Raw genomic sequence first — 15,195 nt, 5'->3', positions numbered from 1 at the left:
AGGTCACTTCTTCCCGTCCTCGTCGACGATCTCGGCGTCGACCACGTCGTCGGCACCGGCCTGGGCACCGCCCGGCGCGCCACCGGCGGCTCCGGCCGCACCCGGCTGCTCGCCCTGCTCACCCTGCTGCTGGGCGTAGAGCAGCGAACCGGCCTGCTGGGAGACCTGCGCGAGCCGCTCGTGGGCCGACTTGATCTTCTCGATGTCCTGGCCGCCGAGCGCGCCGCGCAGCTCGCCGAGCGCCTCGTTGATCTGGTCGCGGTTCTCGCCGGGCAGCTTGTCGCCGCTCTCGGCGAGGAACTTCTCGGTCTGCCACTGGAGCGCCTCGGCCACGTTGCGGGTCTCGGCCTCCTCGCGGCGGCGCTTGTCCTCCTCCGCGTGGTCCTCGGCGTCCCGGCGCATCCGCTCGATGTCGTCCTTCGGCAGCGAGGAGCCACCGGTGATCGTCATCTTCTGTTCCTTGCCGGTGCCCAGGTCCTTGGCGTGCACGTTGACGATGCCGTTGGCGTCGATGTCGAAGGTGACCTCGACCTGCGGCACGCCACGCGGCGCGGGCGGAAGGCCGGTCAGCTCGAAGGTGCCGAGCTTCTTGTTGTAGGCGGCGATCTCCCGCTCGCCCTGGAAGACCTGGATCAGCACGGACGGCTGGTTGTCGTCGGCGGTGGTGAACACCTCGGACCGCTTGGTCGGGATGGTGGTGTTCCGCTCGATCAGCTTGGTGAAGATGCCGCCCTTGGTCTCGATGCCCAGGCTCAGCGGGGTCACGTCGAGCAGCAGGACGTCCTTGACCTCGCCCTTGAGCACGCCGGCCTGGAGCGCCGCGCCGACCGCGACGACCTCGTCCGGGTTGACGCCCTTGTTGGGATCCCGGCCGGTGAGCTGCTTGACCAGGTCGGTCACCGCCGGCATCCGGGTCGAGCCGCCGACCAGGATGACGTGGTCGACGTCGGAGACCTTGATCCCGGCGTCCTTGACGGCCTGCTCGAACGGGCCCTTGCAGCGGTCCAGCAGGTCCTGCGTCATCCGCTGGAACTCGGCGCGGCTGAGCGTCACGTCCAGGTGCAGCGGGCCGGCCGACCCGGCGGTGATGTACGGCAGGTTGATGTTGGTGTTGGTGGCGGCGGACAGCTCGATCTTGGCCTTCTCGGCGGCCTCGCGGAGCCGCTGGAGGGCCATCTTGTCCTGGGCCAGGTCGATGCCGTGCTCGCCCCGGAAGGTCTTCACCAGGTGGTCGATGATCCGCTGGTCCCAGTCGTCGCCACCGAGCTGGTTGTCACCGCTGGTGGACTTCACCTCGACGACGCCCTCGGCCAGCTCCAGCAGGGAGACGTCGAAGGTGCCACCACCGAGGTCGAAGACCAGGACGGTCTGCTCCTTGGAACCCTTGTCCAGCCCGTACGCCAGGGCGGCGGCGGTCGGCTCGTTCACGATCCGCAGCACGTTGAAGCCGGCGATCTCGCCGGCCTCCTTGGTGGCCTGGCGCTGGCCGTCGTTGAAGTACGCCGGGACGGTGATCACCGCGTCGGTGATCTGCTCGCCCAGGTACGCCTCGGCGTCCCGCTTGAGCTTCATCAGCGTCCGGGCCGAGATCTCCTGCGGGGTGTACTTCTTGCCGTCGATGTCGACGGTCCAGTTGGTGCCGATCTCCCGCTTGACCGACCGGATGGTCCGGTCCGGGTTGGTCACCGCCTGACGCTTGGCGACCTCACCGACGAGCACCTCGCCGTTACGGGCGAACGCGACGATCGACGGGGTCGTACGCGAGCCCTCAGCGTTGGCGATGACGGTGGGCTCACCGCCCTCGAGAACGCTGACGCAGGAGTTCGTCGTGCCGAGGTCGATACCGACCGCACGTGCCATCTTCGCTTCCTCGCTTCGTTACGTTGAGCAGGTGACGGGCACCGCCCGGAGAACACCCACCGCAAGTTGAGTGGACTTGACTCAATAGTGCCATGCCCGTCGCGATCGTCAAGTCGAGGTTGAGCCGACCCGACGCAACCCTTAACACCGGACCCCGCTGTTGTCTTCCCTTGCACCAGTCGGGCACGCTTTAGCGGTGACGACGCACGGGGAATCGGCCACCCACTCCGGCGCGCCCGCCGTCGCCGCCCGCACCGGACCAGCCACCGCCGCGGAGGACCCGACCGGGACACCCGGGGGCGACCTGTCGGTCGCCCTCGCCGGTCTGCGCGCCGCGACCACGGCCGCCCGCTTCCCGCTCGACCTGCCCACCGCCGAGCCGGCCCGGCGCAACACCGCTGCCCTCACCGACCAGCTCGACGACTATCTCCTGCCCCGGCTCGCCCGGCTCGACGCCCCGCTGCTGGTGGTGGTCGGCGGTTCCACCGGCGCGGGCAAGTCGACCCTGGTCAACAGCCTGGTCCAGGCCCGGGTCAGCGCCGCCGGGGTGCTCCGGCCCACCACCCGGTCGCCGGTGCTGGTCTGCAACCCGGCCGACTCGGGCTGGTTCCGCCAGGGCGAGCTGCTGCCCGGGCTGACCCGGACCAGCGAGCCCAGCGAGGACCCGCGCACCCTGCAACTGGTCACCGCGCCCGCGCTCCCGGCCGGGCTGGCCTTCCTCGACGCGCCGGACATCGACTCGGTGGTCGACGCCAACCGGGCGTTGGCCGGGCAGCTCCTCGCCGCCGCCGACCTCTGGCTCTTCGTCACCACCGCCGCCCGGTACGCCGACGCCGTTCCCTGGGAGCTGCTGCACAACGCCCGGGCCCGGGGAGCGGCCATCGCCCTCGTCCTGGACCGGGTGCCGGCGGAGGCCACCGAGGAGGTCTCCGCCCACCTCGCCGAGATGCTCGCCACCCACGACCTCGGCGCGGCCCCCCTCTTCGTCCTGCCCGAGACGCAGGTCGACGGGCAGGGACTCCTGCCGGAACGGGTGACCGCACCCCTCGGTGAGTGGTTCGCCCGGCTCGCCGCCGACGCGGAGGCCCGCGCCGCCGTGGTCCGGCAGACCCTCGACGGCGCGCTCGCCGCGCTCGGCCCGATCACCGAAACGCTCGCCGAGGCCGCCGATGAGCAGGCCACCGCCGCCGACGCGCTCGACGACCGGGTACGCGGCGCGTACCGCGGTGCCCGGCGCACCGTCGAGCAGGGCCTCTCCGACGGTCGGCTGCTCCGGGGTGAGGTGCTGGCCCGCTGGCAGGAGTTCGTCGGCACCGGTGAGTTCTTCCGCACCCTGGAGGCGCGGATCGGACGGTTCCGCGACCGCGTCGTGGCGGCGGTCACCGGGCGACCGGCCCCCGCCAACGAGCTGCGCGACGCCATCGAGTCCCAACTGGTCACCCTGCTGCGCGGGGTGGCCGCCGAGGCGGCCGAGAACGCGTACACCGGGTGGCGGGCCCACCCGGCCGGCGCGGCGCTGCTCGACCCGGACCTGGCGCACGCCTCCGCCGACCTGCCCGAACGCGCCGAGCGGATGGTCCGTGACTGGCAGCGGGGCGTGCTGGACCTGGTCCGCACCGAGGGCGGGGACAAACGCTTCGTCGCCCGGACGGCGGCGTACGCGGTCAACGCCACCGGCCTCGCCGTGATGATCGCGGTGTTCGCCTCGACCGCCTTCGTGCCGACCGGCCTGGAGGTGGCCACCGGGGCGGGCACCACGGTCGCCGCGCAGGCCGTCCTCCAGGCTATCTTCGGCGACCAGGCGGTCCGCAACCTCGCCCGCCGCGCCCGGGCCGACCTGCTGGAACGGGTCGACACGCTGCTCGACGAGGAGGCCGCGCGGTTCCTCGCCCGTACCGCGAGCGCCCGGCCGGAGGCGGACACCGCCGCCGACCTGCGGGCCGCCGCCGCGCGGGTGGCCGACGCCCGGGAGCGCGGCGACCTGGACGTGACCCGGTGACCGGGATCGTCGGCCGGATGCGGGAGGCGCTCCGGGGCGGGCAGCGGGTCGACCCGGACGACCTGATCACCCGCCTCGACGCGGTCCGCCGGTTCCTCACCGCCGTCGACGGGCATCTTCCCGACGAACGGCTCGTCCCGGCGCACACCCTGGTCGAACGGGCCGGCACCCGGCTCGCCCTCTCCCGTGACCACACCGTGGTCGCCCTGGCCGGGGCGACCGGCAGTGGCAAGTCCAGCCTGTTCAACGCGCTCGCCCGGCTGGACCTCTCCCCGGTCGGGGTGCGCCGACCCACCACCGGCGTGGCGCACGCCTGCGTGTGGGGGCCGCTGGACGGCGCGAACCGGCTGCTCGACTGGATCGGCGTGCTGCCCCGGCACCGGTTCATCCGGGAGAGTGCCCTGGACGGCGACGACGAGTCCGCCCTGCACGGTCTCGTCCTGCTCGACCTGCCCGACTTCGACTCGGTGCAGCACGCCCACCGGCTGGAGGTGGACCGGCTGCTCGGCCTGGTCGACCTGGTCATCTGGGTGGTCGACCCGCAGAAGTACGCCGACCGGCTGGTGCACACCGCCTACCTGCGCGAGTTCCACCGGCACCGGGACGTCACCCTGGTCGTGCTCAACCAGGCCGACCGGCTGCCCCCGGCCGAGGTGCCCCGGGTCCTCGACGACCTGCGCCGGCTGCTCGACGCCGACGGCCTGACCGGGGTGCCGCTGCTCGCCACCACCGCCGTGGACCCCTCCGGCACCACCGAACTGCGGGCCAGCCTGGAGTCGACGGTCGCCGAGCGGCAGGCGTCCCTGCGACGGCTGGCCGGCGACGTCGACACCGTCGTGGAACGCCTCGCCGACCTGGTCGGCCCGGAACCGGCCGGCACCGGGCCGGGCGCTGCCGGCACCCGTGCCCTGACCGACGCGCTGGCCGGGACGGCCGGGGTGCCGGCGGTGACCACGGCGGTCGAGCAGGCGTACCGGCACCGGGCGACGGGGGCCACCGGCTGGCCGCTGGTCCGTGGCTGGCGGCACCTGCGACCGGACCCGCTGCGTCGTCTGCACCTGCCCGGCTCTGGCGGGCCAGTCGGCTCGGGCGGGCCGGCCGACGAGCCGACCGCGAGACCGGTCGCCGCGACCTCCGTGCCCGACCCGACGGCCGCCCAGCGCTCGGCGCTGGGGCTGGCCGTCCGGGCGGTGGCCGAGCAGGCCGGGGGCGAACTGCCGGTGCCGTGGCCGGCGGCGGTCACCGGTGCGGCGCGGTCCCGCCTCGGCGACGTGCCGGACGCGTTGGACCGGGCGGTCGCCGGCACCGACCTCGGCGTGCCGGAGCAGCCCCTGTGGTGGCGGCTGGTCGGCGCGCTCCAGTGGCTGGTGACCCTCACCGCCGTCGCCGGGCTGGCCTGGCTGGTGCTCGGGTACGCGCTGGGTGCCCTCGGCCTGCCCGATCCGGACGAGCCGATGGTCGGCGAGGTGCCGCTGCCGACGCTGCTGTTCCTCGGCGGGCTGCTCGCCGGACTGCTGGTCGCGGCGGTGACCCGGCCGGTCGTCCGCTGGGCGGCCCGGCGCACCCGGCTCCGTGCGGAGCGACGGCTCACCGCCGCCGTCGCGGGGGTCGGCGAGGAGCACGTGCTGACCCCGGTCCGCACGGTGCTCACCTCGTACACCGACGCGCGGGACGCGCTGCGGGTGGCGGCCGGAAAGAAGTGATCCCGGCCTTCCTCCCACCGGGGTTCCGGCGGCGTAGGGTCGATCCATGGCCACGCCTCACACCCCCTACGACGCGGTACTGCACGCAGCCCGCGACGTGAGCCGGCTCGACTGCGCCCTCGACGCCGAGATGCTCGGCACGGCTCTGCTCGGCAGCGTCTACGCGGTCGCGGAGTCCGACCGCAGCACGGCCGTCCGGGAGTTCGTGAGCGGCTTCCTCGCCGCCACGACCCGTCGGCGGACCGCCTCGGCCACCACCATCCGGCGGGTCTTCGCCCGCCTCGTGCCGGACGCCGAGGGCGCCGACCGGGTCAAGCCCGGCGCGCAGGCCCCGTCCTGGTCCGACCAACTCGGCCGGGTGCACCTCACCGGCTGCTGGGCCTACGGCGACGTGTACGGCGACCAGACCTCCTACCTCGCCACCTTCGCGTACGACGAGGCGGCCGGCGGGCCGGAGCACGCCGTGGTCGCCCTGGTCGACCACAACATCGGCATCACCAAGGACATCTTCGTCGGCGGACCGGCCGAACGGATCCTGGAGCAGGTCCGGCAGATGTGCGCCACCGACGAGCTGACCTGGTTCCGGACGGAGGACCCGGCCCGGCTGCACGGCGAGGTGTCCCGCCACCTGGCGATCACCGACGACATCGGCGACCTGCCGGGCGAGGGATCACTCGCCACCGACCGGACGATCGCCGGAGCCCGGCTGGCCCTGTTGCCCCGCCCCGTCCGGGCGTCGGTGGATCCGGAACCGCTCACCCCGGCGGAGCGCACCGCGCTGGTACGACAGTTCCTCGCCTCGCCGGAGGCCGCCCGGTTCGGCCTCGACACCATGGACGGCCCCGAGCTGGCGTCCCTGCACTTCTGCCTGAGCCTGCTGCTGGACCACGCGGCGAGCTTCCCGGACGCCGACCCGCTGCGGTGGAGCCCGACGGTGGCCGAGCTGTTCCTGCTCGACTGGGTGCACCGGCGGGCCGTGCTGGACATGGACGACGCGGCGATGCTTCCCCGGGTGCTGCGCGGCTGGGCCGCGTACGCCGCCCGCCGGCGTGGTCTCCCCGAGCCCGCGGCCAGCCAGACGGACACCGCGATCGAGGAGATGGTCCCGGAGTTCGCCCGCCTCTACAGCACCGGCGAGCGGCGCAGTCCGGCGACGGCGGCGGTGGCCCAGCTGATGGCCGACGGCGTCGACCCCGACGATCCGGAGGCCCTGGACGCCTGGATCGAGGCCAACCGCCACCACCTCACCGACGACTGAGGTGCCTGCCCCCGCCGCTCTGCCGACACCGGGCGCGGCTAGGCGCGGCTACTCGGTTCCGGTGACGAGTGCCAGGTGGCGGGCGGCGACGGAGAGGGTGATCCGCTGCCCCCAGGCCAGGGTGAGTCGGTCCGACTCCAGGCCGTCGGCGAAGGCGACCAGGCCGTCGGACTCGGCGGTCAGTTCCAGGCTGCCGTCCGTGCCCAGCCGACCGGCGGTGAGGTCGGCCCCGGTGACCGGGGACGGCCAGGCCTCGCGGACGAACCAGCAGAGCGCCGGCTCGTCCGGGGTGGGCAGCCGGGGCGGTCCCGGGCGGTCCCGGGCGATCGACGCGCACCAGCCGGTCGCCCCGGTGCCGCTGCCCACCACCAGGCCGGAGGAGGACTGCCGCTCCTGTCGCGTCCGACCGGCGGCGGTCTCGGCGAGCAGGTAGCGGGCGGACTGGTGGGAGACGTGCCCGACGTACACCTCGTTGAGGCCGACCAGCTCCTGGCCGTCGTCCAGGACGGCGCGCACCATGGTCCGCCGTTCGGTGGCGGCGCGCCCGGCGGCGACCGCGCGGAGCAGGCCGGCGACCGCGTCGGGACTGGAGCGGACCAGGATCCCGGCGTTGCGCCCCGGATCGGGATCGACCCCGACGACCGGCTGCCGGTCGAGGTACTTGGCGACGTTGGCGACCAGCCCGTCCGGGCCGACGGCGACCACGACGTCCTCCGGGGCGAAGAGGAAGCGGGGCAGGTCGTCCCGGTCGACCGAGCCGCGCCGCCAGTCGGCCGGTACGGCAGCGCCGACCGTGGTCAGCGCCGTCTGGAGCAGTTCGTGCCGGTGGACGACCTCGGCCAGGTCAGCGCCGCGGGCCTTCAGGTACCAGGCCGCCGCGGCGCGGGTGCCGTGCCGCGCGAGCAGTTCGTCCAGTTCACTGCGCCGGCTGACGACCACGACCCGGGGGGCCAGGGTGGCGCTCACCGGTCACTCCCACCGATGCGGGTCAGCAGGTCGGCGAGCAGGTCCGGGGTGACGGTGAGCTGACCGATCTGCGGCAGCTGACCGGCCAGGTCGCGCAGCGCGAGGGCGTGCAGCACCTCGACCGGCAGCTGGGCGTACGCGGCCAGCCTGGCCGCCTCGGACTCGGCCTCGGCCTGGCCGAGTGCGCGTACCCCGTCGGCCTTGGCGGCGGCGAGGACGCGCTCCTTCTCGGCCTCGGCGGTGGAGAGCACCCGGGCGCGTTCGGCGGCGGCCGCGTTGGCGACCTTCTCGCGTTCCGCCTTGCCCTGGGCGGTGGCGAGTTCGGCGGTGGCGTCCAGCTCGGCCCGGCGGCGGGTGTTCGCGCCGTGTTGCTCCACGAGCTGCTGTTCCCGGCGGGCCAGCTCGATCTTGTTCTGGAGTTCGTTCTCCGCGATCGAGCGTTCCTGCTCGACGGCTTGGGCCCGGCGGGCGTACGTGGCCCGGTCGGCGTCGACCTGCACCGCCTCGCGGGTGGGGGTCTGGAGGGCCCGTTCCAGTTCCGGTTCGGGACGGATGGCGACCACCCGGGCACTGACCACGGCGACCCCGATGTCGGCGAGTCGGGGTTCGGTGCCGAGGGTGGCCGAGACCGCCTCCCGCACCGGGGCGATGGTGGTGAGCGCCTCGGCCAGCGGGACCCGGGCGAGCAGGTCGAGGGCGGGTTGCTGGGCCAGTTCGGCGAGGAGCGTGGCGACCTGGTCCAGTGGTCGTGCCCGCGCCGCGCCGGTGCGCGGGTCGACGGAGAAGTCGAGCCGGGTGGCGGCGAGCGCCGGGTCGGCCACCCGGTAGGTCACGGTGGCCTGCACGGTGACGTCCGCGAAGTCCCCGGTACGGGCGTGGAAGAGCAGGGGCAGTTCCCGGTCGTCGACCGGCACCTCGCTGAGCACGGCGTGCAGCGGTCGGTACCAGAAGGACAGCCCGGTGCCCTCCCTGCGCACCCGGCCGCCGGCGGAGTGCCGGACCCAGCTCGTCGGGGTGCCGCGCAGGTGTCGCAGGAAGAGTCGCCGCGAGACGTCAGCCATGATCGTCCTCCCCTTTTTCGTCTCTACGACGATAAAGTCTCTGGTAGATTATCGTCAAGGTGGTGATAAACACGTGACCGAGTACCCGCCGTTCGCGGTGACCGCCGATCTGGTGGTGCTGACCGTCCGCGCCGACGAGCTGAACGTGCTGCTGGTACGGCGGGGAGTCCCGCCGTACGAGGGCTGCTGGGCGCTGCCCGGCGGGTTCGTCGGCATCGACGAGGACCTGCCCGACGCGGCCACCCGCGAGCTGGCCGAGGAGACCGGCCTACCCGAACCGGCCGGGCACCTGGAACAGCTCGGCACGTACGGCCACCCGATCCGGGACCCGCGCGGCCGGGTGGTGACCGTCGCCTGGCTCGCCCTCCTCCCGGACCTGCCGGCCCCGGTCGCCGGGTCGGACGCGGCCGCCGCCGACTGGGTGCCGGTCAACCGGCTCGACCGGGAACGGCTCGCCTTCGACCATGGGCGGATCCTGGCCGACGGGCTGGAACGGGCCCGGGCCAAGCTGGAGTACACCCCGCTGGCGACGGCGTTCTGCCCGCCCGAGTTCACCGTCGCCCAACTGCGCGCGGTCTACGAGACGGTCTGGGACACCGCACTCGACCCGCGCAACTTCCACCGCAAGGTGACCGGCACTCCCGGGTTCGTCGAGTCGGTGGGGCGGAGCACGGCGGGCGAGCGGGGCCGTCCGGCCCAACTCTTCCGGCGCGGCCCCGCCACCCTGTTGCACCCGCCGATGCTCCGCCCACCGGGCACGGGGCTCAGTGCAGGGGCATGAAGACGGTGACCGCGACGAGGGCACCGAGAGCGGCGCCGGCCACCACCTGGCCGACGGTGTGGTCGCCCAGGCGTACCCGCGACCAGCCCACCAGAGCGAGCAGAGGGAAGCCGACCAGCAGTCCCGGTCCGAAGGTCGACGCCAGGACGACCAGCGCCCCCGCGGCCACCGCCGAGTGGATCGACATCTTCCACCAGTGGCTCACCGACACCGCCACCACCAGCCCGACCACCCCGGCGGCGACCAGGGCGAGCACCGGCCGGGGCGCGCCGAGCGCGGCGAGCAGGGCGAGTCCGCCGGCCGCCGACGCGAGCCCGACCAGCAGTGGGATCCGGCGCTGCTCGCGGATCCGGACGTGGTGGTCGGTGAGCCGGCCCCGGCGCACCCCGCCGAGGATGTAGGCGATCGGGATGCCGCTGGCAAAGACGGTGGCGAGCAGCCCCCAGACCAGACCGCCCGGACCGCTGCGGGCGCTGTGCCAGCCGACCGCGACGAGCAGGACGGTGACCAGCACCGCCGGGGCGGTGGCCTCGGTGACGACCCGCGCAAGCCAACCGCCCGCGCCGGACGTACCGTCCGGTGTCGCGGTCCGGTCGTCTGACGTGCTCAGGGTCCGGTCACCGGACCGCCCGGAGCGGACGGCGGCGGAACGGGAGACGGCGACGGGGCGGCCGGCGACGGAAGGCAGGTCGCACCGGTCGCCTCGGCGCAGATGTCACTCGGTGTCGGGGTGGGATCCGGGGACGGCGTGGGTTCCTGGCCTGGCCCCGGGGACTCGGTCGGGGCCGGCGTCGTCGGCGTGGGCGCCGCCGTGGGGCGGGGCGTCCGGGTCGGTGCGGGCTTGGACGGAGCCGGCGGCCGGGCCGGCGGTGCCGTCCGCTGGTGCGCCGACGGTGGCACGCCCCCGACCGGGACGGTGGACGGGGTGCCACCGACCGGCGAGTGGATCGGGGCGGCGACGGCCGGGGACGCCGGGCGGGGCGGCCCGATAACCACCGGTCCTCGCGAGGGCGTCGGGAGGAACGGGGTGTCGGCGTTCGGCAACGAGGTGCCCCCCACGGTGGCCGATCCGGCGCTGATCGCGGCCAGGATCGGCATGGAGGCGGTGCCGGCGAGCAGGGCGACGGTGAACAGGTAGCCGCGCGTCGGCCCGGGGAAGCCCGGGGCGCGGTGCGCGCCGACGACCCGCCGGTAGCCCGACACCGATCCCGGAGCCCGACCATGGACCTCACCGGTGGCACGGCGCCGGCCGGGCAGCGAAGGACCGGAACCGTCGTTCTCGGACACCGTGGCCCCTCCTCCTGGTCGGGTCGCAGGGCGAAACGGGACGAGCCGCTCCCCGGCGGTCGTCTCTCCCCCGGATCAGCCTGGACCAGTCACCCTCCGTCCGCCACCCTGCACAGCGTGTCGACACACCCTTTCGCCCGGCACCCGTGTCGTCCCCGCGCCGGAGCCGCCCGGACCCGGCGATCGGACGGCCTGTCGTCGATCAGGGCGGGCGTAGTGTGGGCCCGCTCACCTCGTTCTGCGAATATGGACCAACGACGGCGACGCAGCCGTGGCCCCCGCACACCCGCGGAGGCTCGGCCGGCTGCCGTCGCTCCCGAACCGGGTTCGGCCAGAATCCGGCTCACGCCGCACGGCAACCCCCACAAAGGGGCCAGGGGCGGCTGCCAGGAGACCCCCCGGCACCTGCCGGGCGGGCGCACGAGTTGCGCGGTCGGGCAATCCCCGGTGCCGGCGCAGACACGACAGGGAGAGACGGATGGCAAAGGGCGACCCCGGGGTCACCACCCGCAGCAGACGGGCGGCACCCAGATCCAAGCGGGCCGCGGCGAAGGGCGCCGACCCGGAGCTGGTGCAGTTGCTCACCCCCGAGGGTGAGCGGATCGAGAGCGTCACCGGTCCGGACGGTGTCGAGTACCGCGTCGACTTCTCCGACGAGGAGTACCGCGGTCTCTACCGGGACCTGGTGCTGGTGCGGAAGCTGGACGCCGAGGCGACCGCGTTGCAGCGGCAGGGCGAGCTGGGCCTCTGGGCCAGCCTGCTCGGCCAGGAGGCGGCCCAGGTCGGCTCCGGGCGGGCGCTGCGTACGCAGGACATGGCCTTCCCCACCTACCGGGAGCACGGTGTCCTCTACTGCCGGGGCATCGACCCGATCATGCCGCTCGGCCTCTTCCGTGGTGTCGACCAGGGCGGTTGGGACCCGAACGAGTTCAAGTTCAACATGTACACGATCGTGATCGGGGCGCAGACCCTGCACGCGACCGGGTACGCCATGGGCGTCGCCATGGACGGTCGGACCGGCGGCGACGACGGCGAGGCGGTGATCGCCTACTTCGGGGACGGGGCGACCAGCCAGGGCGACGTCAACGAGGCGTTCGTCTGGGCCAGCGTGTTCAACGCGCCGCTGGTCTTCTTCTGCCAGAACAACCAGTACGCGATCTCCGAGCCGCTGGAGCGGCAGACCCGCGTGCCGCTCTACCGCCGCGCCGCCGGCTTCGGCTTCCCCGGCGTACGGGTGGACGGCAACGACGTGCTCGCCTCGTACGCGGTGACCCGGCACGCGCTGGACAACGCCCGGAACGGGCAGGGCCCGAGCCTGATCGAGGCGTACACCTACCGGATGGGCGCGCACACCACCTCCGACGACCCGACCCGGTACCGGATCGCCAGCGAGGTCGAGGCCTGGCAGGCCAAGGACCCGATCGCCCGGATGAAGGCGTTCCTGGAGAAGCAGAAGATCGCCGACGCCGACTTCTTCGCCGAGGTCGACGAGCAGGCCCGCCGCGAGGCGGTGGACCTGCGGGAACGGGTGCTGGCCATGCCGGATCCGGAACCGGTGACGATGTTCGACCACGTCTACCCCAACGGGTCCCCCGAGCTCGACGAGCAGCGGGCGCAGTTCACGAAGTACGAGGCCTCGTTCGAGGGGGGTGCCCACTGATGGCCACGGAGACGCTCTCCATCGGCAAGGCCCTCAACACCGGCCTGCGCAGGGCCCTGGAGCAGGACTCCAAGGTCGTCATCATGGGCGAGGACGTCGGCAAGCTCGGCGGCGTCTTCCGGATCACCGACGGGCTCCAGAAGGACTTCGGCGACCAGCGGGTGATCGACACCCCGCTGGCCGAGTCCGGGATCATCGGCACCGCGGTCGGCCTGGCCATCCGGGGCTACCGGCCGGTCTGCGAGATCCAGTTCGACGGCTTCGTGTACCCCGCCTACGACCAGATCGTGTCGCAGGTGGCGAAGATGCACTACCGCTCGCGCGGCAAGTTGAACATCCCGATGGTGATCCGCATCCCGTTCGGCGGGGGCATCGGCGCGGTGGAACACCACTCCGAGTCGCCGGAGGCGTACTTCGCGCACACCGCCGGGCTCAAGGTGGTCTCCTGCGCCAGCCCGCAGGACGCGTACGTGATGATCCAGCAGGCCATCGCCTCGGACGACCCGGTCGTCTTCCTGGAGCCGAAGCGGCGCTACTGGGAGAAGGGTCCGGTGGAGCTGGACGCCCCGCTGTCGGAGGCGTACCCGCTGCACGCGGCCCGGGTGGTGCGGCCCGGCACGGATGTCACCGTGCTGGCGTACGGCCCGATGGTGCGGACCTGCCTGGACGCGGCGACCGCCGCCGCCGAGGACGGCCGCGAGCTGGAGGTCGTCGACCTGCGCACGCTCTCCCCGCTGGACCTGGGTCCGGTGTACGAGTCGGTGCGGCGCACCGGGCGCTGCGTGGTCGTGCACGAGGCGCCGGGCAACCTGGGCCTGGGCGCGGAGATCGCGGCCCGGATCACCGAGGAGTGCTTCTACTCCCTGGAGTCCCCGGTGCTGCGGGTGACCGGCTACGACACTCCCTACCCGGCGGCCCGGGTCGAGGAGGAGTACCTGCCCGACCTCGACCGGGTGCTCGACGGCGTCGACCGCACCTTCGGCTGGTGAGCGGCATGTCGCGGATCAAGGAGTTCAACCTGCCCGACCTGGGCGAGGGGCTGACCGAGGGCGAGATCCTGGCCTGGCTGGTCAAGGTCGGGGACACCATCGAGCTGAACCAGCCGATCGTCGAGGTCGAGACGGCCAAGGCGGCGGTGGAGATCCCGGCGAAGTGGGCCGGACAGGTGAAGTCGATCTTCCACCCGGAGGGCTCCACGGTCGAGGTCGGTACGCCGATCATCGCGATCGACACCGACCCGGGCGCCGGGCCGATCGAGGAGGAGCCCACCCCCACCCCGTCGGCCGCGGCGCTGGCGGCGGTGGACGTGGCCCCGAGCGAGGGTGCGGTCGAGCCCGGCCTGATCGGTGGCCCCGCCCCGGGCGGCCGGACCGCCGTGCTGGTCGGCTACGGGCCACGCAGCACGGCAGCCAAGCGCCGCCCGCGCAAGGCGACCGGCCAGGTTCCGGCACAGGCCACACCGACCGCGTCGGCGCAGCCCGTGGCCGCCGCGCCGACGGCGCCGGTCGCGCGTACCGCCCCGGCCGCGCCCCGCACCGCCCCGGCGGCCAACGGGCACGGGACCGCCGGTGCGCTGGTGCTGGCCAAGCCGCCGGTACGCAAGCTCGCCCGAGACCTCGGGGTCGACCTCACCACGCTGACCGGGTCGGGCCCGCTCGGCTCGATCACCCGGGAGGACGTCCAGCAGGCGGCGGACGGGGCCACGACGGCGGCGTCGACCGCGGTGGCCGCCCCGGCGACCACGGCGGCGGCCTTCGGCGCGGATCGCGAACGGCGGATCCCCGTCAAGGGCGTGCGCAAGCTCACCGCCGAGAACATGTCCGCGTCGGCGTTCACCGCCCCGCACGTCACCGAGTTCCTGACCGTGGACGTGACCCGGGCGATGAAGGCGCTGGACCGCCTCCGCGCCCGGCGGGAGTGGCGGGACGTCCGCGTCTCGCCGCTGCTGCTGGTCGCCAAGGCGGTGCTGCTGGCGGTCCAGCGGCACCCGATGGTCAACTCGACCTGGGCCGGCGACGAGATCGTGGTCAAGGAGTACGTCAACCTGGGCATCGCGGCGGCCACCGAGCGCGGCCTGATCGTGCCGAACATCAAGGACGCCGGGCGGCTCTCGCTGCGGGAGCTGGCCGACGCGATGACCGCCCTGGTGCAGACGGCGAAGGCGGGGAAGACCTCTCCGGCCGACATGTCCGGCGGCACGCTGACCATCACCAACGTGGGCGTGTTCGGGGTGGACACCGGTACGCCGATCCTGCCTCCGGGCGAGTCGGCCATCCTGGCGTTCGGCGCGGTGCGCGAGATGCCCTGGGTGCACAAGGGCAAGGTCAAGCCGCGTCAGGTGACGACGCTGGGGCTCTCCTTCGACCACCGGATCATCGACGGCGAGCTCGGGTCGAAGTTCCTGCGGGACATCGGTGACTTCCTGACCGATCCGGAGGCGGCGCTGCTCGCCTGGACCTGACACGTCCACGGCTACGACGGCCGGGGGGCCCGGGGTTAAACCCCCCCCCCCCCCCGCACCCGAATGTCCCCACAAAACACCGCGCAAACCCCCCGCAAACAAACATAGTTGGGCGGGTGTGCCCCCACAACCAGTATTAGTTTGTAAACCGCACGGATA

Annotated in this window: 12 protein-coding genes; 7 read left to right on the top strand and 5 right to left on the bottom strand. The window is 73.6% G+C overall.

Going from position 1 to position 15,195, the window contains the following annotated elements:
- Window positions 1-3: 3 nt before the first annotated feature.
- Window positions 4-1,860, bottom strand: coding sequence for a molecular chaperone DnaK (gene dnaK / locus ACIBJE_RS09685; RefSeq protein WP_396745658.1), 1,857 nt, complete (start codon window positions 1,858-1,860; stop codon window positions 4-6).
- A gap of 196 nt (window positions 1,861-2,056) precedes the next feature.
- Here dnaK and ACIBJE_RS09680 point away from each other — a divergent pair, with 196 nt between their 5' ends.
- Genes ACIBJE_RS09680 through ACIBJE_RS09670 form a run of 3 tightly spaced genes read left to right on the top strand, consistent with a single transcriptional unit; the run spans window position 2,057 to window position 6,820 of the window.
- Complete coding sequence (locus ACIBJE_RS09680; RefSeq protein WP_396745655.1) at window positions 2,057-3,859, top strand: ABC transporter; 1,803 nt, start codon at window positions 2,057-2,059, stop codon at window positions 3,857-3,859.
- A gap of 17 nt (window positions 3,860-3,876) precedes the next feature.
- Window positions 3,877-5,562: a GTPase gene (locus ACIBJE_RS09675; protein WP_396746643.1), complete on the top strand. Its 1,686-nt coding sequence runs from the start codon at window positions 3,877-3,879 to the stop codon at window positions 5,560-5,562.
- 46 nt (window positions 5,563-5,608) lie between these two features.
- Window positions 5,609-6,820, top strand: a complete 1,212-nt coding sequence (locus tag ACIBJE_RS09670) for a hypothetical protein (protein ID WP_396745653.1) — start codon at window positions 5,609-5,611, stop codon at window positions 6,818-6,820.
- Between the two features lie 48 nt (window positions 6,821-6,868).
- Here ACIBJE_RS09670 and ACIBJE_RS09665 read toward each other — a convergent pair whose 3' ends face one another.
- Window positions 6,869-7,786, bottom strand: a complete 918-nt coding sequence (locus tag ACIBJE_RS09665) for a hypothetical protein (protein WP_396745650.1) — start codon at window positions 7,784-7,786, stop codon at window positions 6,869-6,871.
- Window positions 7,783-8,847 (bottom strand): SPFH domain-containing protein, encoded by a 1,065-nt coding sequence (locus tag ACIBJE_RS09660; protein ID WP_396745647.1) that lies wholly within the window; start codon window positions 8,845-8,847, stop codon window positions 7,783-7,785. The genes ACIBJE_RS09665 and ACIBJE_RS09660 overlap by 4 nt, the downstream gene beginning before the upstream one ends.
- A gap of 73 nt (window positions 8,848-8,920) precedes the next feature.
- Here ACIBJE_RS09660 and ACIBJE_RS09655 point away from each other — a divergent pair, with 73 nt between their 5' ends.
- Window positions 8,921-9,628 carry an NUDIX hydrolase gene (locus tag ACIBJE_RS09655; protein WP_396745644.1) on the top strand — a complete coding sequence of 236 codons (708 nt, stop codon included), beginning with the start codon at window positions 8,921-8,923 and terminating at the stop codon, window positions 9,626-9,628.
- Here ACIBJE_RS09655 and ACIBJE_RS09650 read toward each other — a convergent pair.
- Entirely contained in the window at window positions 9,612-10,142 is a 531-nt protein-coding gene (locus tag ACIBJE_RS09650) for a phosphatase PAP2 family protein (RefSeq protein WP_396745641.1), read from the bottom strand. The two genes, ACIBJE_RS09655 and ACIBJE_RS09650, sit on opposite strands and share 17 nt — an antisense overlap.
- Before the next feature lie 92 nt (window positions 10,143-10,234).
- A complete protein-coding gene (locus tag ACIBJE_RS09645) occupies window positions 10,235-10,915 on the bottom strand; it encodes a hypothetical protein (protein WP_396745638.1) in 681 nt (226 codons plus the stop codon).
- Between the two features lie 478 nt (window positions 10,916-11,393).
- Here ACIBJE_RS09645 and pdhA point away from each other — a divergent pair, with 478 nt between their 5' ends.
- Genes pdhA through ACIBJE_RS09630 form a run of 3 tightly spaced genes read left to right on the top strand, consistent with a single transcriptional unit; the run spans window position 11,394 to window position 15,036 of the window.
- Window positions 11,394-12,575 carry a pyruvate dehydrogenase (acetyl-transferring) E1 component subunit alpha gene (pdhA, locus tag ACIBJE_RS09640; RefSeq protein ID WP_396745635.1) on the top strand — a complete coding sequence of 394 codons (1,182 nt, stop codon included), beginning with the start codon at window positions 11,394-11,396 and terminating at the stop codon, window positions 12,573-12,575.
- A complete protein-coding gene (locus ACIBJE_RS09635; RefSeq protein WP_396745632.1) occupies window positions 12,575-13,564 on the top strand; it encodes an alpha-ketoacid dehydrogenase subunit beta in 990 nt (329 codons plus the stop codon). Before pdhA ends, ACIBJE_RS09635 begins: the two co-directional genes overlap by 1 nt.
- A 5-nt stretch (window positions 13,565-13,569) precedes the next feature.
- Window positions 13,570-15,036, top strand: coding sequence for a dihydrolipoamide acetyltransferase family protein (locus tag ACIBJE_RS09630; protein ID WP_396746640.1), 1,467 nt, complete (start codon window positions 13,570-13,572; stop codon window positions 15,034-15,036).
- The last annotated feature ends 159 nt before the right edge of the window (window positions 15,037-15,195 follow it).

Source organism: Micromonospora sp. NPDC050187, from assembly GCF_044459745.1.
Lineage (GTDB): Bacteria > Actinomycetota > Actinomycetes > Mycobacteriales > Micromonosporaceae > Micromonospora.
Note: the sequence above shows the minus strand (reverse complement) of the source record. Positions and strands in the feature narration are given on the sequence as shown.